General features: G+C 67.4%; 16 protein-coding genes and 2 tRNA genes. 12 read left to right on the top strand and 6 right to left on the bottom strand.

Translation table 11 applies throughout. The annotated features are described in order from the left end of the window. Positions 1–38: 38 nt before the first annotated feature. Positions 39–112: transfer RNA gene (locus tag FFS20_RS13295), tRNA-Pro, on the bottom strand. A gap of 123 nt (positions 113–235) precedes the next feature. Between FFS20_RS13295 and FFS20_RS13290 the strand changes: the two genes are divergently transcribed. From FFS20_RS13290 to FFS20_RS13265, 6 genes are all read left to right on the top strand, one after another. Then, positions 236–309: transfer RNA gene (locus FFS20_RS13290), tRNA-Gly, on the top strand. Positions 310–515: 206 nt separating this feature from the next. Next, entirely contained in the window at positions 516–1,892 is a 1,377-nt protein-coding gene (gene tig, locus FFS20_RS13285; protein WP_137826319.1) for a trigger factor, read from the top strand. A gap of 272 nt (positions 1,893–2,164) precedes the next feature. Further along, on the top strand, positions 2,165–2,725 hold the full coding sequence (locus FFS20_RS13280) for an ATP-dependent Clp protease proteolytic subunit (RefSeq protein ID WP_137826332.1): 561 nt from the start codon (positions 2,165–2,167) through the stop codon (positions 2,723–2,725). Positions 2,726–2,742: 17 nt separating this feature from the next. Continuing rightward, positions 2,743–3,393, top strand: coding sequence for an ATP-dependent Clp protease proteolytic subunit (locus tag FFS20_RS13275; RefSeq protein ID WP_269780021.1), 651 nt, complete (start codon positions 2,743–2,745; stop codon positions 3,391–3,393). 265 nt (positions 3,394–3,658) lie between these two features. Further along, positions 3,659–4,945, top strand: a complete 1,287-nt coding sequence (gene clpX, locus FFS20_RS13270) for an ATP-dependent Clp protease ATP-binding subunit ClpX (RefSeq protein ID WP_137826317.1) — start codon at positions 3,659–3,661, stop codon at positions 4,943–4,945. Positions 4,946–4,961: 16 nt separating this feature from the next. Continuing rightward, positions 4,962–6,248: an MFS transporter gene (locus tag FFS20_RS13265; protein WP_137826316.1), complete on the top strand. Its 1,287-nt coding sequence runs from the start codon at positions 4,962–4,964 to the stop codon at positions 6,246–6,248. A gap of 114 nt (positions 6,249–6,362) precedes the next feature. Here the strand turns inward: FFS20_RS13265 and FFS20_RS13260 are convergent, their stop codons facing one another. The 4 genes from FFS20_RS13260 to valS form a co-directional block, all read right to left on the bottom strand. Then, entirely contained in the window at positions 6,363–6,770 is a 408-nt protein-coding gene (locus FFS20_RS13260) for an SRPBCC domain-containing protein (protein ID WP_137826315.1), read from the bottom strand. Next, positions 6,763–7,116 carry a metalloregulator ArsR/SmtB family transcription factor gene (locus FFS20_RS13255; protein ID WP_137826314.1) on the bottom strand — a complete coding sequence of 118 codons (354 nt, stop codon included), beginning with the start codon at positions 7,114–7,116 and terminating at the stop codon, positions 6,763–6,765. The genes FFS20_RS13260 and FFS20_RS13255 overlap by 8 nt, the downstream gene beginning before the upstream one ends. A 184-nt stretch (positions 7,117–7,300) precedes the next feature. Continuing rightward, positions 7,301–7,990, bottom strand: coding sequence for an AIM24 family protein (locus FFS20_RS13250; protein WP_137826313.1), 690 nt, complete (start codon positions 7,988–7,990; stop codon positions 7,301–7,303). 231 nt (positions 7,991–8,221) lie between these two features. Then, on the bottom strand, positions 8,222–10,864 hold the full coding sequence (gene valS / locus FFS20_RS13245; protein WP_137826312.1) for a valine--tRNA ligase: 2,643 nt from the start codon (positions 10,862–10,864) through the stop codon (positions 8,222–8,224). A 220-nt stretch (positions 10,865–11,084) separates the two neighbouring features. Here valS and FFS20_RS13240 point away from each other — a divergent pair, with 220 nt between their 5' ends. The 6 genes from FFS20_RS13240 (at position 11,085) to ndk (ending at position 18,904) form a co-directional block, all read left to right on the top strand. Continuing rightward, a complete protein-coding gene (locus tag FFS20_RS13240) occupies positions 11,085–12,227 on the top strand; it encodes an acyltransferase family protein (RefSeq protein ID WP_249356847.1) in 1,143 nt (380 codons plus the stop codon). A 56-nt stretch (positions 12,228–12,283) separates the two neighbouring features. Next, positions 12,284–13,039 carry an SDR family oxidoreductase gene (locus FFS20_RS13235; protein WP_137826311.1) on the top strand — a complete coding sequence of 252 codons (756 nt, stop codon included), beginning with the start codon at positions 12,284–12,286 and terminating at the stop codon, positions 13,037–13,039. Between the two features lie 385 nt (positions 13,040–13,424). Further along, positions 13,425–16,706 carry an isoleucine--tRNA ligase gene (ileS, locus tag FFS20_RS13230; RefSeq protein WP_137826310.1) on the top strand — a complete coding sequence of 1,094 codons (3,282 nt, stop codon included), beginning with the start codon at positions 13,425–13,427 and terminating at the stop codon, positions 16,704–16,706. Further along, positions 16,703–18,073, top strand: coding sequence for a folylpolyglutamate synthase/dihydrofolate synthase family protein (locus FFS20_RS13225; protein WP_137826309.1), 1,371 nt, complete (start codon positions 16,703–16,705; stop codon positions 18,071–18,073). Before ileS ends, FFS20_RS13225 begins: the two co-directional genes overlap by 4 nt. After that, positions 18,070–18,435 (top strand): DUF4233 domain-containing protein, encoded by a 366-nt coding sequence (locus tag FFS20_RS13220; protein ID WP_137826308.1) that lies wholly within the window; start codon positions 18,070–18,072, stop codon positions 18,433–18,435. The genes FFS20_RS13225 and FFS20_RS13220 overlap by 4 nt, the downstream gene beginning before the upstream one ends. A gap of 55 nt (positions 18,436–18,490) precedes the next feature. Continuing rightward, on the top strand, positions 18,491–18,904 hold the full coding sequence (gene ndk / locus FFS20_RS13215) for a nucleoside-diphosphate kinase (protein ID WP_137826307.1): 414 nt from the start codon (positions 18,491–18,493) through the stop codon (positions 18,902–18,904). Positions 18,905–19,046: 142 nt separating this feature from the next. Here the strand turns inward: ndk and FFS20_RS13210 are convergent, their stop codons facing one another. Beyond that, complete coding sequence (locus FFS20_RS13210; RefSeq protein WP_137826306.1) at positions 19,047–19,709, bottom strand: vitamin K epoxide reductase family protein; 663 nt, start codon at positions 19,707–19,709, stop codon at positions 19,047–19,049. Between the last annotated feature and the right edge of the window lie 475 nt (positions 19,710–20,184).

Genomic DNA, 20,184 nt, shown 5'->3' with positions numbered 1-20,184 from the left:
AGCCGCCCTGACCTGCAGGTCAGGGCGGCTCTCGATCGTCGGGATGACAGGATTTGAACCTGCGACCCTCTGTTCCCAAAACAGATGCGCTACCAAGCTGCGCCACATCCCGCGACACTCAATCTAACCACATCCGCAGGCGCCGTCCCAACGACGCTCGCACCCTGTGACACACGTCATGAAAGCCCGATTTGGCCCGTGCCGACGACCTCGGATATAGTCATATTCGCAACACGGGGATGTAGCTCAATGGTAGAGCCTCAGTCTTCCAAACTGATGGTGCGGGTTCGATTCCCGTCATCCCCTCCACCGGCCGGTCGGACCCTCGTGGTTCGGCCGGTTTTCTCGTCTGCGCGACCACCTCGGCGCTTTTCGTGTTTTGGCTTGCGTTTCGCGTAGGATGGGTGACTGCATCTCAAAAGGACATGGTCCATGTCCGATCCCTCAGCGGTCCCACGGCTGACGAACCGTCGTGTCGACTGCGAGCATGATTGTCGATTCTGAAAGGTCCCACTGTGAAGAGCTCCGTCGAGCAACTCGACCCGACCCGGGTCAAGATCAGCGTGGAAGTCCCATACGCCGAACTCAAGCCGAGCGTCGACGAGGCCTACAAGACCATCGGTTCCCAGGTCAACGTCCCCGGGTTCCGTCAGGGCAAGGTCCCCACGCGCATCATCGACCAGCGCGTCGGCCGCCCCACCGTGATCCAGGAAGCGATCAACAACGGACTCGACGGGTTCTACCGTGACGCTGTGGAAGCCAACGATCTCAAGCCGCTCGGCCAGCCCGAGGTCGAGATCTCCGAGGTTCCCGGTCTCGACGGCACCGAGGACGGCGACCTCGTCTTCACCGTCGACGTCGACGTGCGTCCCGAGATCACGCTGCCCGCCTACGACTCGATCACCGTCGAGGTCGACCCCATCGAGGTCACCGACGCCGACGTCGACAACGAACTCGAGCAGCTGCGCTCGCGCTTCGGCACCCTGACCTCCGTCGACCGTCCGGCGGCCAAGGACGACTTCGTCACCCTCGACCTCGTCGCGAAGATCGACGACGAGGAGATCGACTCGGCCTCCGACATCTCCTACCAGGTGGGCGCCGGCACCATGCTCGACGGCATGGACGAAGCCCTCGAGGGTCTCTCGGCCGACGAGTCGACGACCTTCTCGACGACGTTCGCCGGCGGCGAGCACGAGGGCGAGTCGGGCACCGTGACCGTCACCCTCAAGGCCGTCAAGGAGCGCGAACTGCCCGAGGCCGACGACGACTTCGCGCAGCTGGCCAGCGAGTTCGACACCATCGACGAGCTCCGTGAGGACCTCAAGGTCCAGGCCGGCAAGCAGAAGGAGTTCGCGCAGGGCGCCGAGGCGCGCGACAAGGTCCTCGAAGCGATCATCGAGGCCGTCGACGTGCCGGTGCCCGCGAAGATCGTCACCGACGAGGTCGAGCGCCACCTCGAATCCGAGAACCGCGTCGACGACGATGAGCACCGCAAGGAGGTCACCGAGGAGACCGAGCGCAACCTGCGCACGCAGTTCGTCCTCGATGCCATCGCCGAGGCCGAAGAGGTCGAGGTCACCCAGCCCGAGCTCATCGAGTACCTCATCTCCGCCTCGCAGCAGTACGGCATGAACCCGAACGAGTTCGCGCAGATGCTCGACAACTCCGGCCAGGTCAACGCCCTCGTCGGTGAGGTCTCGCGCCGCAAGGCCCTCGCCGCGGCGCTGGCCGGTGCCGTCGTCAAGGACACCGACGGCAACGTCGTCGACATGGAGGAGTTCACCTCTCCTGCCGACGACTCCGCCGAGACCGTCTCCGCTGACGATGCTGAGGCCGACGACGCCGACGAGACCGTCGCCGAGGATGCGAAGGCCGACGCCGACGAGAAGTGAGCTTTCGTCACGCAGGCCGACAGCTGCCTCGGCGAGGGTCTGCTGACTGAGCACCGCTGACAACGGCGGGCACGGGATGACCGTGCCCGCCGTTTCGCGCATTCAGCCGCGGATCGCAGCCTTTCACGCTGAGGGCGAACACGGCTGATCGGGGGGACTAAAACCTGCGGCGCACCAGTTAGAGTCCATAGCAAGCCAATCTAGACCAACAGGAGAGAAACGTGAGCGCACAGAACACGACAGCGCCCGTCGGCCTCGACGCCGGTGGGGGAATGGGCCTCGACGACCACATCTTCAACCGTCTGCTCAAGGAGCGGATCATCTGGCTCGGCTCGGAGGTCCGTGACGACAACGCCAACGCGATCTGCGCGCAGATGATGCTGCTGGCGGCTGAGGACCCGGATTCCGACATCTGGCTCTACATCAACTCGCCCGGCGGCTCGGTCACCGCGGGCATGGCGATCTACGACACGATGCAGTACATCAAGCCGGACGTCGCGACCGTCGCGATGGGCATGGCCGCGTCGATGGGACAGTTCCTGCTGTCCTCCGGTGCCAAGGGCAAGCGCTACGCGACCCCGCACGCGCGCATCCTCATGCACCAGCCGCTCGGCGGCATCGGCGGCACGGCCACGGACATCAAGATCCAGGCCGAGCTCATCCTCCACATGAAGAAGCAGATGGCCGAGCTGACCGCCGAGCAGACCGGCAAGTCGCTCGAGCAGATCCTCAAGGACAACGACCGCGACCACTGGTTCACCGCCGAGGAAGCCCTCGAATACGGCTTCATCGACGACGTCGTGACCCAGGCGTCCGAAGTCAACGACAAGTGACGGGGAGACAGGGAAGAATGAACTCAATGAATCTCATGCCAGGATCGACCGCCGGCCAGATGCCGGTGTCGCGCTACGTCATGCCGCAGTTCGAAGAGCGCACGCCGTACGGCTTCAAGCGTCAGGACCCCTACACGAAGCTGTTCGAGGATCGCGTGATCTTCCTCGGCGTGCAGGTCGATGACACGAGCGCCGATGACATCATGGCGCAGCTGCTCGTCCTCGAATCGCAGGACCCCGACCGCGACATCACCCTCTACATCAACTCGCCCGGCGGCTCGTTCACCGCGCTGACCGCAATCTACGACACGATGCAGTACATCAAGCCGGAGATCCAGACGGTGTGCCTGGGCCAGGCGGCCTCCGCCGCGGCCGTGCTGCTCGCCGCCGGCACCCCCGGCAAGCGACTCGCGCTGCCCAACGCCCGCGTCCTCATCCACCAGCCCTCGATGCAGGGCCAGGGGCAGGGCCAGGCCTCGGACATCGAGATCCAGGCCGCCGAGGTGCTGCGCATGCGCCAGTGGCTCGAGGCGACGCTGTCGAAGCACTCGAACAAGACCGAGGAGCAGGTGTCGAACGACATCGAACGCGACCTCTTCCTCACCGCCGAGCAGGCGAAGGACTACGGTCTCGTCGACCAGGTGCTCACCTCCCGCAAGGGAGCCTGAGTCCGGCAGTCAGCGGGCCCGGACGGTGACAGCCGTCCGGGCCCGCTGGCGTCTCGGCGTCTCGGCGTCTCGGCAGGGAGATCCGCCGAGCCGGGTGCCGGAGGGCGATCGTTGGTGGTGGTCCGCGGGGCGGTCGACGGGACCGTTCCGACACACCGTATGACCCCGCGCAGGCGCTGCGTCAGTGTCATATGGGAAGCTATTGAGGTACAGGAAACACGAGCGGTAGAGTTGGGGCGAGACGCCCTGGCGAAAGGTTGTGACAGTGGCTCGCAGTGCGGACGGAGCAGATCTGCTCAAATGTAACTTCTGTGGCAAGTCACAGAAGCAGGTGCGGAAACTCATCGCCGGACCTGGGGTGTACATCTGCGATGAATGCATCGGACTGTGCAACGAGATCATCGAAGAGGAGCTCAGCGAGTCGACGGCGGAGCACGCCGAACTCGAGCTGCCCAAGCCGCGGGAGATCTTCGACTTCCTCCACGAGTACGTCGTCGGTCAGGATCCCGCGAAGAAGGCCCTCTCCGTCGCTGTCTACAACCACTACAAGCGCATCCGCGCCCTCCAGGGCGGCGACGACGCGAAGACGCTGGGCAGCGCCGATTCCGAGGTCGAGATCTCGAAGTCGAACATCCTCCTCGTCGGCCCCACCGGCTCCGGCAAGACCTACCTCGCCCAGACTCTGGCGAAGCGCCTCAACGTGCCCTTCGCCGTCGCCGATGCCACCGCGCTGACCGAAGCCGGCTATGTCGGCGAGGATGTCGAGAACATCCTCCTCAAGCTCATCCAGGCCGCGGACTTCGACATCCAGCGCGCCGAGCACGGCATCATCTACATCGACGAGATCGACAAGATCGCCCGCAAGTCGGAGAACCCGTCGATCACCCGCGACGTCTCCGGTGAGGGCGTGCAGCAAGCGCTGCTGAAGATCCTCGAGGGCACGCAGGCCTCGGTGCCCCCGCAGGGCGGCCGCAAGCACCCGCACCAGGACTTCCTGCAGATCGACACGACGAACGTCCTCTTCATCGTCGCCGGCGCCTTCGCCGGGATGGAGGAGATCGTCGCCGGTCGCAAGGGCAAGCACGGCATCGGCTTCGGCGCCCTGCTCCAGTCGAAGAACGACGAGGAGGACCTCTACGCGGACATCCTGCCCGAGGATCTGCTCAAGTTCGGGCTCATCCCCGAGTTCATCGGCCGTCTGCCGGTGCTCGCGACCGTGTCCAACCTCGACCGGCCGGCACTCATGTCGATCCTCACCGAACCGAAGAACGCCCTGGTCAAGCAGTACCAGCGGATGTTCGAGTTCGACAACGTCGAACTCCGGTTCGAGACCGAGGCCCTCGAGGCGATCGCCGATCTCGCACTCCTGCGCGGCACCGGGGCCCGCGGACTGCGGTCGATCATGGAGGAAGTCCTCCAGCCGATCATGTTCGATGTGCCCTCCCGTGAGGACGTCGCCGAGGTGGTCGTGACCAAGGACGTCGTCGAGAGCAACGTCGCCCCGACCCTCATCCCGCACGAGCAGACGCGGACGACGAAGAAGTCCGCGTGAGCGCTTCGCGCGCCGCATGAGGCTGTTCGCGGACACCAGACCGCTCAGATACGACAACTACCGCCGGCTGTGGCTGGCCAACATCGTCACCGTCCTCGGTGCGCAGATGACCGTCGTCGCCATCCCGGCGCAGATCTTCCACATCACCGGGTCCTCCGGGTACGTCGGACTCAGCGGTGTCTTCGGGCTCGTCCCGCTCATCGTCTTCGGGCTCTGGGGAGGGTCGCTCGCCGATGTCATCGACCGGCGCAAGCTCCTCATCATCTCGACCGTCGGCCTCATCATCACGAGTGCGCTGCTCGCGTTCCTCGCCGTCATCCAGATCGACAACGTGTGGGTGCTGCTCAGCGTGTTCGCGATGCAGCAGGCCTTCTTCGGGCTCAACCAACCCGCCCGCGGGGCGCTGCTGCCGACGATCGTGCCGCTGGCACTGCTGCCGGCGGCGAACTCGCTCAACATGACGGTCGCGACACTCGGGGCGGTCGCCGGTCCCGTCATCGGCGGGGCGCTCATTCCGGTCTTCGGCTACCAGATGCTCTACATCCTCGACGCCCTCTTCCTCGCGACCACGCTCTACGCCGTGGTCAGGCTTCCCCCGCTCGTGCCGGGGAAGCAGCCGGACACGCGCTCGGGGTTCAAGGGCGTCGTCGACGGGTTCCGGTACCTCGGGACGAACACCGTCGTCATGGTCTCGCTCCTCGTCGACGTCATCGCCATGGTCTTCGGCATGCCCCGCGCCCTGTTCCCGCAGATCGCGACCGAGACCTTCGGCGGTCCGCCCGAGGGCGGCATCGTCTTCTCCCTCCTCTTCGCAGCGCTGGCCGCCGGCAGTGCCCTGGCCGGGATCTTCTCCGGGTGGGTCTCGAAGGTCGAACGCCAGGGGCTCGCCGTCATCGTCGCGATCATCGTCTGGGGCGCGGCGATGACGATCTTCGGACTCGCGCTGCCGTTCGCGAGCGGATTCTGGACGGCCGCGCTCATCGTCGCGCTCTTCGGCCTCGCACTCGGCGGGGGAGCGGACATCATCTCCGCCGCCTTCCGGTCGACGATGCTCCAGGAGGCTGCGAGCGATGACATGCGCGGGCGGATGCAGGGCGTGTTCATCGTCGTCGTCGCCGGAGGACCGCGCATCGCCGACATCGTCCACGGCTATGCCGCCGAGGCGACCACGACGACGATCGCCTCGGCCGGCGGCGGCATCGCCGTCATCGTGCTCGTCCTCATCTGCGCGGCAGTGTTCCCGGCGTTCCGGCGCTACCGTGTCGAACGGGGTGGGGCGGACGAGACGCGCGCGGTGGCCTGAGCCGCCGGCTCCCGGTCATGTGCGGGAAGGCAGGGGATCGCCTCGGGGCGGCTGGCCGGGGTTGCGCTGGTGAAGGATCGGCGGGGGACCGCCTCGGCGATCACACCTCGGCGATCACACCTCGGTGAGCGCGGACTCCATGGTCGCGAGGATGCCCGGCCATCCCGATCCCATGCCCTTGTACGCCTGCTGACCGAGCGGGGAGTCGACGTCGAGACCGGAATGGGCGAGGAACAGTCGCGTGCCCGTGCCCTCGGGTTCGATGGTCCAGGTCAGGGTCGAGTCGAGGCTGCCCTCGGCGAAGGTGAAGGCGATGAGGCGTTCGGGTTCGACGCGGGTCACCGTGCACGGCTGCTCGCCGAAGCCGCCCATGTCGAGGGTGAAGGCGTGGCCGACCACCGGTGCGATGTCGCCGGGCGCCCACCAGCGCGCGAGCAGCTCGGGTTCGGTGAGTGCCCGCCATACGGTGTGCGGCGGGTGGGTGAGGAACTGGTCGACTTCGATGGTCCGTTCGTCAGTCATCGTTCGTCTCCGTTTCGGGGTCGGTGGGGGTGTCGGTTTCGGTGATGTCGTCGAGGGTGCGCGCCAGATCGCCGAGGCGGTCGCGCCAATACCGTTCGAAGGGGTGGAGCCATTCGCCGAGCTCGGCCAGTGGCGCCGGTTCGAGATGATAGATCCGTCGCTGACCCTGCGGTTCCTCGCGGACGAGGCCGGCGAGACGGAGGATCCGCAGATGCTCGGAGACCGCGGGCCGGCTGAGGTCGAAGAGCCCTGTCAGCTCGGTGACGGAGCGGGGTTCGTCGCGCACCGCCTCGAGGATCTCGCGGCGTATGGGGTTCGCAACGGCTGCGAAGACATCGGTGTTCACGCCCTCGAGGTTATGTCGGGAATATCCGACATGTCAAGAAGTTCCGACATATCGTTCCGGTGAGCGGCGGGCAGTGTGTGCGGATGCCGGTCAGGGCGCGTGAAAGCGCGGCGCGGCCGCCGGTGGGAACCGACGGCCGCGGGGGATGTGGTGCGGGGATGCGTGGAGCGGGTGGGGAGTGTGCTCAGGCCGGGGCCGAGTAGACGGCGTTCTCGGCCGGCTGGACGACGACGAAACCGGGTCCGTGGAAGGCGAGCTGGATCGATTCGCCGGAGCCGCGTCCGAAGAACGAGCCGACGCTGACGTCGGTCTTGATCTGCGGGGCCAGCGACGACGACCAGCAGACCGCGGACTGCGGATCGACGAAGGTGGGCTGCTGTGAGGCGTCGAGGACCATCGGGTCGCCCTTGCAGCAGATCGCCGCCGTGCCGGTGCCGCTGAGCTCGAGGTTGAAGAGACCCGAACCGCTCGCGAGCGCGCCGATGCCGCCCTTGATGCGCTTGATCTCCCAGTTGAGGGCGTCGTCGAAAGCGAGAAGGTTCGACGTGTTGACGGTCAGGGCGTCCTGCTGGCCTTCGAGGGACATCATGAAGATGTTCGAGGCTTCGCGGGCGAAGAACACCTCACCATTGCCCTCGACGCGCATGACGTTGCCGCCCTCGCCGGTGGCCGCCTTCTTCATGAACTGGCCGACCGACTTCGATCCCTGGTCGGAGAAGCGGACATCGCCCTGGTAGGCGACCATGGCGCCCTTCGTGGCGATCATCGGAGCGTCCGGCGTGATCACCGTGCGCAGCATCTTACTCGACTGCAGCGTCCACCGATCCCGGTTCTGGACCTCGGCGTTGCGCTGCGCAAAGAGCTCACTTCTCATGGTCTGTCATGCCTTTCAGTCAGGTCGGGACCGAGTGCCCCGGCGTCTGCGACGACTCCATGATATGTGGGTCACACCGGGATTCCGGGACGATTCGTGTGCTCATTTGGGAACAGGTCTCGCACCGAGGCGACCGCTGGGTGGCACCGAGGCGACTCCTGGGTGACGGCCGGCAAACGCAGAGAGGCGGGACCGGAAGCATGTCCCGGTCCCGCCTCGCGGCAGCGAACCTCAGGCCTGCGGTTCGAACTCGATGGCGGCGACGGTGATCTCGTCTCCGCCGACGTCGGTCGTCAGGCTCTGCACCCTCCCGGCGGCCTTGAGGTCGCCCTCCGCCGAGGCGACAGCGCCGGTGATCGCGGCCGGGGCTTCGATCGTCAGGCTGAGCACCGAGGTCTTCTGCGAGACCTTCGCCTCGGTCTTCGCACGACGGATCTCCGAGAGCACAGCGGCCACGGAGCGCAGCAGCTCGGGATCGGCGGCGCCGGCCTCGGCGAGCGTCGCCTCATCGGAGGGCCACGGCGCGCGGTGAACCGAACCGGTGCGCCACCACGACCAGACCTCCTCGGTGACGAACGGCATGAACGGGGCGAACAGGCGCAGCAGCACATCGAGCGCGGTGGCGAGGGTGACATGCGCCGAGAGCTGATCGGCCTCCCCGGCGGCACCGTACGAGCGGTCCTTGACGAGTTCGACGTAGTCGTCGGTGAACTCCCAGAAGAAGCTCTCGACCTCGCGCAGGGCGTGCGCGTAGTCATAGGCCTCCATGTGGGTGGTGGCGCCGGCCGCTACCTCGCCGAGGCGGGCGAGCAGGGCCCGATCGAGGTCATGGCTGACCGCATCGACCTGTCCGACGAGTCCGGCGTGCACGCCCTGCGCGAGCGCGAACTTCGAGGCGTTGAGCAGCTTCATCGCCAGGCGGCGGCCGATCTGCATCTGCGAGACGTCGTAGGCGGTGTCAGCGCCGAGCTTCGCACTCGCCGCCCAGTAGCGCACGGCGTCGGGACCGAACCCGGGCTTCGCCTCGGCGAGGATGTCCGAGGGCACGACGACGTTGCCCTTCGACTTCGACATCTTCTTCCGGTCGGGGTCGAGGATCCACCCGGACAGGCCCGCATGCTTCCACGGGGCGGCGTCGTTGAGCGAATTCGCCCGAACGACCGTGGAGAAGAGCCACGTGCGGATGATGTCGTGGCCCTGCGGCCGCAGATCGAACGGGAAGACGGTGTCGAAGAACTTCTCGTCCCGGCTCCACTTGCCCAGCAGCTGCGGGGTCAGCGACGACGTCGCCCACGTGTCGAGGACGTCGGGGTCGGCGGTGAAGCCGCCCGGCTGGTCACGCTGGTCTTCCGTGAAGCCCGCCGGCACCTCGGCGATCGGATCGACCGGCAGGTTCTCGGGCACGATCGGGTTCTCGTAGTCCGGGGTGCCGTCGGCATCGAGGCGGTACCACAGCGGGATCGGCACCCCGAAGTAGCGCTGGCGGGAGACGAGCCAGTCGCCGTTGAGGTTCTCCACCCAGTTCTCGTAGCGGGAGCGCATGAACGCCGGATGCCATTCGATCTCACGCCCGCGGGCGATGAGCTCGTCGCGCAGCTGCGCCGAGCGGCCGCCGTTGCGGATGTACCACTGGCGGGAGGTGACGACCTCGAGCGGCTTGTCGCCCTTCTCGTAGAACGGCACGGGATGGGTAATCGCCTCGATCTCGCCGACGAGGTCACCGGAGTCCCGGAGCATCTCCGCGATGTCCTTGCGGGCGGTGAATGTCGTCTTGCCCGCGAGCGCCTCGTAGTTGGCCACGGCATCGGGTTTCGGCGAGGCCGCGATCCACTCGGGCACCTCGAGGCCGAGGCGTCCGGCGCGGTTGACCACGGCCCGGGTGGGCAGGTCGAGCTCACGCCACCAGGTGACGTCGGTGAGGTCGCCGAACGTGCAGACCATGGCGATGCCCGTGCCCTTGTCGGACTTCGCGAGCTCGTGGGCCCGGACCTCGACCTCGACGCCGAAGAGCGGAGAGACGAAGGTCGTGCCGAAGTGCGGCTGGTAGCGCTCGTCGTCGGGGTGGGCGACGAGGGCGACGACGGCGGGAATGAGCTCCGGCCGTGAGGTGAGGATGATGATCGGATCCGCCGAGGTGTCGGCCAGTCCGTCGGCTCCGCGCGGGAAGAACTTCACCTTGTGGTAGGCGCCCTCCTTCTCCCGGTCCTCGAGTTCGGCCTGGGCGACGGCGGTGCCGAAGGACACGTCCCACATCGTCGGGGCATCCTGCGAGTACGCGTGCCCGCCGGCGAGGTCGGTGAGGAACGCCCGCTGGCTCACGGCCCGTGAGGTGTCGTCGATCGTCCGGTAGGTGTACTTCCAGTCCACGGACAGACCGGTCGAGCGGAAGAGGTCCTCGAAGATCTGCTCGTCCTCGGCCGAGAGGCGTTCGCAGAGTTCGATGAAGTTCCGGCGCGAGACACGCTCGAAGTCCCGAGAGTTCTTCGCCGGCTTGGCCGGGGGAGTGAAGTCGGCGTCGTAGGGCTGCGACGGGTCGCACGTCACGCCGTAGTAGTTCTGCACCCGACGCTCGGTCGGCAGGCCGTTGTCGTCCCAGCCGAGCGGGTAGAAGACGTTCTTGCCCCGCATGCGCTGGAAGCGGGCGATGATGTCCGTCTGCGTGTACGAGAAGACGTGACCGACATGGAGCGACCCGGAGGCCGTCGGCGGGGGAGTGTCGATCGAGTAGACCTGCTCCCGGTCCGTGTCGGCGTCGAAGGCGTAGACGTCGGACTCGCTCCAGGCGGCGTCCCACTTGTCGCGCAGGCCCTCGAGAGCCGGCTTGTCCGGCAGGTTCACAGACTCGTGCGTCGAGTCGGAATAGGCAGAGTTCATAGTTGTCGATTTTCCCACTCGCGGACCCAGGCGCCAAACCGGTCCCCGCGGCCTCTCCCGCGGTGAGCCGAACCGGTCGCCGCAGCGAGTCCGGCGGTGAATCGGGACGGGTGTCCTCGCTCTGTCGACAACCGTCGGTGAGCTGTGTCGACAACCGTCGGAGAATTGCCTGAACGGGAGGTTCGAATGCGACCACCTGGTCAGATGAGACGATGGACGCATGGCGACCTTGGACAGAATCGGGACAGAGAATCCGCCTCCCACCTCGACGGGGTGGATGAACCCCGCGCGAGCCTTCGCGATCCTCGCCGTCGTCGCCATCCACTCCCTCGGCACCGTCGTCGAGGTCAACTTCGCCTCGATGGGCCCCGACTGGTGGGTCGCCAACGCCATCGACTCGGCGAGCCGCTGGTCGGTGCCCGTGTTCATCATGATCTCCGGGGCCCTCGCGCTCGACCCGCTGCGGGGCAGCAAGCCGCGGAAGTTCCTCTCCAAGCGCGTGTGGCGCATCGGCATCCCGCTGGTCTTCTGGACGATCGTCTACGTCGCCTTCCGCCGGTTCTACCTCCTGCCCCCGGACTCCGATTGGAACGCGCTGGTCGCGATCCTCTCCGGCTCGCCGTTCGTCCAGCTCTACTTCCTCTACGTTCTCGCCGGCCTCACCCTGCTCACACCGTTCTTCCGTCTGCTCAGCGTCCACGGCTCCCGGCGCCTGCAGTGGGGCACAGGGCTGATCTTCCTCGGCATCGGCATGCTCGACCAATTCGTGTCGATGATCTTCTCCGTCGGGGAGGCGAACATCGCCACACGGTTCCTGCCCATGGCCGGGTTCTACATCCTCGGCTGGGTGCTGCGCGACGTCGTGCTCTCGACCCGCGGTGTCGTGTGGGCCTGGGTCGCATTCGTCGCCTCGACCGCGGTGACCGCGCTGTGGGCGGGCTTCGGGCCGGGGGAGAAGCCGTGGCTCTATCCCTACGAATACCTGTCCCCGGGCGTCGTCGTCGCCTCGCTCGCGGCCTACCTCCTCCTCCACCACTACATGCGCACCGGGTTCAGGGTCCTCCACTGGTTCTACCCCTACTCGTTCGGCGTCTTCCTCCTCCACCCGCTCGTCCTCTACCCGCTGCGCAACCTCATCGGCCTGCCGACGACCGTGCCCGGGGTGCTCTTCCACGGCGTCGTCATGGTGCTCGTCTACACCGCGATCTGCGTCGCCGTGACGTGGGTGGCGGTGAGGATCCCCGGTCTGCGCGCCGTGTTCGGCGAGGGAGGGCCCCGCAATCCGTACTCACCCCAGAAACCCGAGACTCCTCCGGACGACGCCCCACCGGGCGGGGACCAGGCGCCCGACGGCGCCCGCTGAGGCCCCGACCGTAGACTGAGAGCGACCCGTTGTCAGTCGAGAGGGAGTTGAGGCATATGCAGGCATTGCGAGCAGTCGTCACCGGAGCCAGCTCGGGCATCGGCGCCGCCACCGTGCGCCGGCTGCGGGACCAGGGCTGGGACGTCGTGGCCGTGGCCCGTCGCGGGGACAAGCTCACCGCCCTGGCCGAGGAGACCGGTGCCACCGCGATCACCGCCGACCTCACCGACGACGCCGCCGTGGCCGCGATGGCCGCCGAGGTGCTCGCCGGCGGTCCCGTCCACGCCCTCGTCGCCAACGCCGGTGCCGCGTTCGGCACGGACACCGTCGCCGAGGCCTCGGTCGAGGGATGGCGCGACATGTTCGACATCAACGTCCTCGGAGTCCTCCGCGTCGTCCAGGCATTCCTGCCCGCCCTCATCGACTCCGGCCGCGGCGACATCGTCGTCATGTCCTCGACCGCCGGCCACCAGGCCTACGAAGGCGGGGGCGGCTACGTCGCGACGAAGCACGGCACCCATTCGATCGCTGCGACCCTGCGCCTCGAACTCGCCGGTTCGCCCGTCCGCGTCATCGAGATCGCCCCCGGCATGGTCGCCACCGACGAGTTCACCCTCAAACGCGTCGGCGGGGACACCGAACGGGCCGAGAAGGTCTACGAGGGCGTGGAGAACCCGCTCACCGCCGACGACGTCGCCGACGCCGTGACCTGGACGCTCACGCGCCCGCACCACTTCAACGTCGACCTCATGGTCATCCGCCCGATCGCCCAGGCCGCCCAGCACAAGGTCGCCCGCCACCAGGGTCTCTGAGCAGCCCGCGACCAGGGTCTCTGAACTGCTCGCAGAGACCGCGGACGCAGCCCCTGATCCGCAGCGGGTGCGACCGCTCGTCAGCGCTCCGGGTGACTGGTGTGGGCGAGGCCTGCGGGTATAGAATTGAGGACGCGTCGATCCGGCCATCACCGGGGAGCATCCGGAAGAACAGCACGACCGATCCTTAGCCGACCACCTCGGCGGGATGGGGTGCCCACTAGACCCGGACGGTCGGACCCGTCATCGTCCGCATGAATGAGCGATCCGTCGCTGAGGCACCGTGCCGGTCGGCACTGCGGCCCCGCAGCGGATAAGCGGGGTGGTACCGCGGCAGCAATGTCGTCCTCGCGGCCAGTGACCGCAGCTACCGTGAAGGACGCTCATGACGCAACCCCTCTATCCCAAGGTGTCGACCTCGGCCTTCGGCCTCAGCGCCTCGCCGAACTTCCCCGAGATCGAGCGTGCGGTGCTCGAGTACTGGAAGACCGACGACACCTTCGCCGCGTCGATCGCCGAACGCGATCCCGGTGAGAACGGGTCGAACGAATTCGTCTTCTACGACGGCCCGCCCTTCGCCAACGGCCTCCCGCACTACGGTCACCTCCTCACCGGCTACGTCAAGGACGTCGTCCCGCGCTACCAGACGATGCAGGGCAAGAAGGTCGACCGCCGTTTCGGCTGGGACACCCACGGGCTGCCGGCCGAACTCGAAGCCGAGCGTCAGCTGGGCATCACCGACAAGTCCGAGATCGGCCGCATGGGTCTGGCCGCCTTCAACGACGCGTGCCGGTCCTCGGTGCTGCGGTACACGCAGGAGTGGGAGGAGTACGTCACCCGCCAGGGCCGGTGGGTCGACTTCGAGAACGACTACAAGACCCTCAACGTCGAATACATGGAGAGCGTCATCTGGGCGTTCAAGCAGCTGTGGGACAAGGGCCTGGTCTACGAGGGCTACCGCGTCCTGCCCTACTGCTGGAAGGACCAGACCCCGCTGTCGAGCCATGAGCTGCGCATGGACGACGACGTCTACAAGATGCGCCAGGATCCGGCCGTGACGATCGGCTACAAGCTCACCGATTCGGACGAATGGGTCCTCATCTGGACGACGACTCCGTGGACGGTGCCGTCGAACCAGGCCGTGGCCGTCAACCCGGAGATCCCGCTCGTCGCGGTCGTCCCCGGCCCCGACGGTGCGCCCGAACTCCAGGGCAGGACCCTCATCCTCGCCGAGGCGCGCCTCGGCGCATACGCCCGTGAACTCGGGGAGAACCCCGAGGTGCTGCGGACGTTCCCCGGCAGCGAGATCGTCGGACGCTCCTACGAGCCGCCGTTCCCCTACTTCGAGGGACGCCAGGACGAGTTCGGGCAGCGCATGCACACGATCCTGCCCGCGGACTTCGTCACCACCGAGGACGGCACCGGCATCGTCCACCAGGCCCCGGCCTTCGGTGAGGAGGACAAGGAGCTCACCGACGCCTTCGGCATCACCGCCGTCCGCCCCGTCGACGACGCAGGCCTCTTCGACGCCACCGTGCCCGACTACGCCGGGGAGCAGGTCTTCGACGCCAACCGCCCGATCATCCGGGATCTGCGCGACCACACGGGGCCGCTCGAGGGCCGCAGCGCCCTGCTCGTGCGCCACGAGTCCTACGAGCACTCGTACCCGCACTGCTGGCGCTGCCGCAACCCGCTCATCTACCGCGCGGTGTCCTCGTGGTTCGTTCGCGTCACCGAGTTCAAGGACCGGATGGTCGAGCTCAACGAGCAGATCAACTGGGTGCCCGACAACGTCAAGGACGGTCAGTTCGGCAAGTGGCTCGAGAACGCCCGCGACTGGTCGATCTCGCGCAACCGCTTCTGGGGCTCGCCGATCCCGGTGTGGATCTCCGACGACCCGACCTACCCGCGCACCGACGTCTACGGGTCGCTGGCCGAGATCGAAGCCGACTTCGGCCGTCTGCCGGTCAACGACCGCGGCGAAGTCGATCTCCACCGTCCGTGGGTCGACGACCTCACCCGTCCCAACCCCGACGACCCCACAGGGACGTCGACGATGCGCCGGATCCCGGAGATCTTCGACGTGTGGTTCGACTCGGGGTCGATGAGCTACGCCCAGGTCCACTACCCGTTCGAGAACGCCGCGTGGTTCGACAACCACTTCCCGGCCGACTTCATCGTCGAGTACATCGGGCAGACCCGCGGCTGGTTCTACCTCCTCCACGTCCTCGCCACCGCGATCTTCGACCGTCCGGCGTTCCTCAACTGCATCTCCCACGGCATCGTGCTCGGCTCCGACGGGCAGAAGATGTCGAAGTCCCTGCGCAACTACCCCGACGTCAACGAGGTCTTCGACCGCGACGGCTCGGATGCGATGCGCTGGTTCCTCATGGCCTCGTCGATCCTGCGCGGCGGCAACCTCGTCGTCACCGAACAGGGCATCCGCGACGCGGTCCGCCAGGTCGTGCTCCCGCTGTGGAACACGTGGCAGTTCTTCGCGACGTACTCGAACACCGCGGACCCGGCCGCGGGGACCGACGACGCCGAGGCGGTGGCCGGCTACCGAGCGTCGAAGCGCTACGACTCCTCCCAGGTCCTCGACCGCTACCTGCTCGCGAAGACGCACGACCTCATCGTCGACTTCGCCGCGGCGATGGACGACTTCGACATCTGGGCGGCCTGCGAGATCGTCCGCAGCTACCTCGACATGCTGACGAACTGGTACGTCCGCCGCTCGCGCCGGCGCTTCTGGGACGGCAGCGCGGAGACCCACGAGACCTTCGACGTTCTCTACACGTGCCTCGAGGCCTTCGCCCGGGTCGCCGCCCCGCTGCTGCCGTTCACGGTCGAGGAGATCTACCGCGGGCTCACCGGACACCGGTCGGTCCACCTCGAGGACTACCCGGATGCCGCGGAGTTCCCGGCCGACCCCGATCTCGTCGCGGCGATGGACCTCACGCGCGACATCAGCTCGACGGCCTCCTCGGTGCGCAAGGCCAACCGACTGCGGGTGCGCCTGCCGCTCAGCCGCCTCGTCGTCGCCGGCAGTACCCCGCTTGCCCGCGAGTTCACCGACATCATCGCCGATGAGCTCAACGTCCGCGAGGTCGAGGCCCTCGATCTCACCGCCGCCGAGGACGCGGGCTTCTCGCTCACCCAGAACCTCGTCGTCAATGCCCGCGCCGCCGGTCCGCGACTGGGCAAGCAGGTGCAGGCCGCGATCAGGGGCTCGAAGACCGGTGACTGGTCGGTCGCCGCCGACGGCACCGTGACCAGCGGCGGCGTCGAGCTCGTCGACGGCGAGTACACGCTCGAGTCCGTCGCCGAATCCGGCACCGAGGGCATGGAGCTCGCCCCACTCGACTCCGGATTCCTCGCGCTCGACACCCGGGTCACCCCGGAGCTCGAAGCGGAGGGCGTGGCCCGGGACACCGTGCGCGCGATCCAGGGCATCCGCAAGCAGCTCGACCTCCACGTCGCCGACCGCATCACCGTCGTCATCGAGGCCGATGAGGCCGTCACCGAGGCGCTCGGGACCCACCGGGACCTCATCAGCACCGAGACGCTGGCGACGGGACTCGACTTCGCTCCCGTGTCCGAATCCGCGGAGGTCTTCACCCCCGAAGAGCTGCCCGCGGGCACCCGGATCTCGGTGGTGCGGGCATGAGCGCGGACGACCTCACCCGGGTCTATGCCACCCTGCTCACCCGGGCGGGGGAGGCCGCGGTCGAGGTCCGCCTCGACGCGACCCGCCGGGCCGTCGAGCTCCTCGGCGACATCCACCGGGCCGCTCCCGTCATCACGGTGACGGGGACGAACGGGAAGACGTCGACGGCGCGGATGATCGACGCGATCATCTCCGCCCACGATCTGCGGGTCGGCCGGTTCACCAGTCCCCACCTCCATTCGGTCACCGAACGCGTGTCCGTCGACGGGCAGCCCGTCGACGCGGAGACGTTCGTGCGGATCTTCGACGAGATCGCCCCGTACCTCGACATCGTCGATGCCGAGCTCGTCGACTCCGGTCGTCCGAAGCTCACCTACTTCGAGGTCCTCACCGTGCTCGCCTTCGCGATCTTCGCCGACGCTCCCGTCGACGTCGTCGTCGCCGAGGTGGGGATGGGCGGGGAATGGGATTCGACGAACGTCGCCGACGCCGAGGTGTGCGTGTTCACCCGCATCGGCCTCGACCACCAGGCCTACCTCGGCGACACCCTCACCGCGATCGCTGAGACGAAGGCGGGGATCCTCAACCGCACCATCGACCCGACTCCGGCCCCGGAGCCGGTGGCGATCATCGCGGCACAGGAGGACGAGGCGCTCACCGCCCTCGACGCCGAGGTGGCCCGCCGTCAGCTGCCCGCGCTCGTCGAGGACCGCAGCTTCCGCCTCGTCGACCGGCAGCGGGCCGTCGACGGCCAGCTCATCGCCGTCCAGGGGATCCGGGACGTCTACACCGACCTGTTCCTTCCCCTCCACGGGGAGCACCAGGCGCACAACGCGGCCGTCGCGATCGTCGCCGCGGAGACCTTCCTCGGCGATGAGGACAAACCACTCGACCGGGACACGGTCGCCGAGGGGCTGTCCCGTGTGACCTCGCCCGGACGCGCCGAACTCGTCCGCACCGGTCCCGCCGTCGTCGTCGACGGGGCGCACAATCCTGACGCCGCCCGCGTGCTCGCCGACACGATCACCGAGGCGTTCGACTTCGACTTCACCGTCATCGTCATCGGCATGCTCGCCGACAAGGACGTCCACGGCGTCCTCGACGAACTCCACCGCACCGCCGACGCCTTCGTCGTCACCGCCCCGGTCAGCGATCGGGCGCTCGACCCGGAGACGCTCGCCGAGGCGGCCCGGGAATGGGTCGACGAGGACGCGGTGACCGTGGCCCCCGACCTCAACGCGGCCCTGATGACGGCCTTCGACCTCGTCGAGGGCAGCGGTGCGCAGCGGCCCGGGGTCATCGTCACCGGCTCCCTCTACACCGTCGCCGAGGCGCGTCTGCTGCTCGGCCGGGGGGACGAGGCATGAAGTCGAAGTACCCCGTCCTCGCCGGGTCGATCCTCATCTGCGAACTCGTCGTCGTCTACTTCGCGGCACTCGCAGCGTTCGGACTGACGGTCAAGACCAACGGCACCCTCGAGCTCTCCCAGCTCCTCATCGGCGCCTCTGCCATCGCGGTGGTCGCGATCGTCGCGACGATTCTCCTGCCGCGGCGCATCGGACAGAAGCGTCCCGGCGTCGTCCTCGGCTGGATCACGCAGGTGCTGCTGCTCGCCACCGGCTTCATCCTCCCGCCGATGTTCTTCATCGCCGCGATCTTCATCGCCCTGTGGGTCGTCGCCCTCTACTGGGCGGCCCGCATCGATCGAGAGGTCGCCGAGCGGTCCTGACCGCCCGTGTGCCCCGGGTACACTGTGCATCGACGAACTCTACGGAAGGACCCGAATGGAACGCACCCTCATCCTCATCAAGCCCGACGGCGTCGCCCGCGGCCTCATCGGTCAGATCGTCGGCCGCATCGAGGCCAAGGGCTATGCGATCGACGCTCTGAGCCTGCGCACGGCCAACCCTGAGGAGCTCGCGGCGCACTATGCCGAGCACGAGGGCAAGCCGTTCTACCAGCCGCTCGTCGACTTCATGTCGGAGGGCCCGATCGTCTCGATCATCGCCTCCGGTGAGGGCGTCATCCCCGGCTTCCGGTCGCTCGCCGGCGCCACCGACCCGACGACGGCCGCCCCGGGCACGATCCGCGGCGACTTCGGCCGCGACTGGGGCGAGAAGGTGCAGAAGAACCTCGTCCACGGATCCGACTCACCCGAGTCGGCCGAACGCGAGATCGGCATCTGGTTCCCCAACTGAGGTCGCCGGACCGCCCGAACGCACAGACACGTGGTGCCCCGCAGTTCAGCTGAGGGGCACCACGTGTCTCTGCCCATTCCAGGGCGCCGGTCGGGGATCTCCGGACGGGAGTCTCTGCTCGGAGTCTCGGACAGGCGGAGGCTCAGAAGAGGGTCGCGAAGAAGTTCCAGAACTGGACGACGATGGTCGTGGCGATGATGAGCAGCCAGACGACGGCGATCGCGACGTTCTCCCGGGCGAGGACCGTGACCACGGCGCTGTCGCGGACCCCGCGGCCGAAGTTCCCCGCGAGCGCGTTGTGAGCGGTGACCGCGCAGAACATCGGGATCGTCATCGTCCACACGACCATGCACCACGGGCAGCCGACGCCGATGACGTAGATCGACGTGTAGTAGAGGAACATGACGAGGACGACGCCGAGGGCGAGTCCGATGTTGAGGCCGATCATGATCCAGCCGGGAAGCTTCGCGCGGGCGACGAGTAGGACACCGATGAGGAGCGGGAAGATGAACGCGGCGACGCCGAGGAGCTGATTGGGGAATCCGAAGAGCTGGCTCTGCGGATACTCCATGACCGAGCCGCACGAGAAGAACGGGTTGAGGTCGCACGAGAGGACGGCGTCGGGGTTCTCGAGCTTCTCGTACTTCTCCACCGACAGGGCGAAGGAGGAGATGAAGCCGATCACCGAGGTGACGATGAGGAAGACGCCCAGCGCCGTCGGGCGCAGCACCCACGGACGCTTCCGCGGAGGCGCGTCGATGGCATCGTCGAGGTCGTCGTCTGCAAGCGCGGGTGCCGTGTTCACACTCCTAAGGATGCCTGCCCGCGGAGCATGCGGCAAACCCGGCGGGCCCGGTCTCAGCGGTCGGACAGCAGATCTGTGACATAATGATGCGACGGATACCTGCTCCCACACCGGGCAGGAGAAGTGCCTCCACCGAGTCGAGGGAACGGCCTCGCAGGTCGACACGAAGAAGAGGCAGCATCGACGGCCTACGCGCTGAGCGCGAGCCGAAGACGCCATCCACAGGTTTCGGTCCCACGAGGACCATGCAGGACACCGGAGATCCGTATGGTGTGAGCGGAGGCTCCGGTAGGAGTGAACATGAGCGATTCCACGAACGACAGCAACGGCACAGCCGATCCCACCGAGGGCATCCTCGCCGATCTCGCCGATCTGCAGGCCAACGCGGCCGCGGCCAAGGGCGCCGAGCACACGGTCGACGACGACGTCCGCGAGGAGCTCGACCACCTCGCCGATGCCGCGGGCTCCCTGCGGG

Origin of the sequence: Brevibacterium sp. 2SA, assembly GCF_005502845.1 — a bacterium.
Classification (GTDB): domain Bacteria; phylum Actinomycetota; class Actinomycetes; order Actinomycetales; family Brevibacteriaceae; genus Brevibacterium.
The sequence above is the reverse complement of the archived record's forward strand: the minus strand, read 5'-3'. Positions and strand labels throughout refer to the sequence as shown.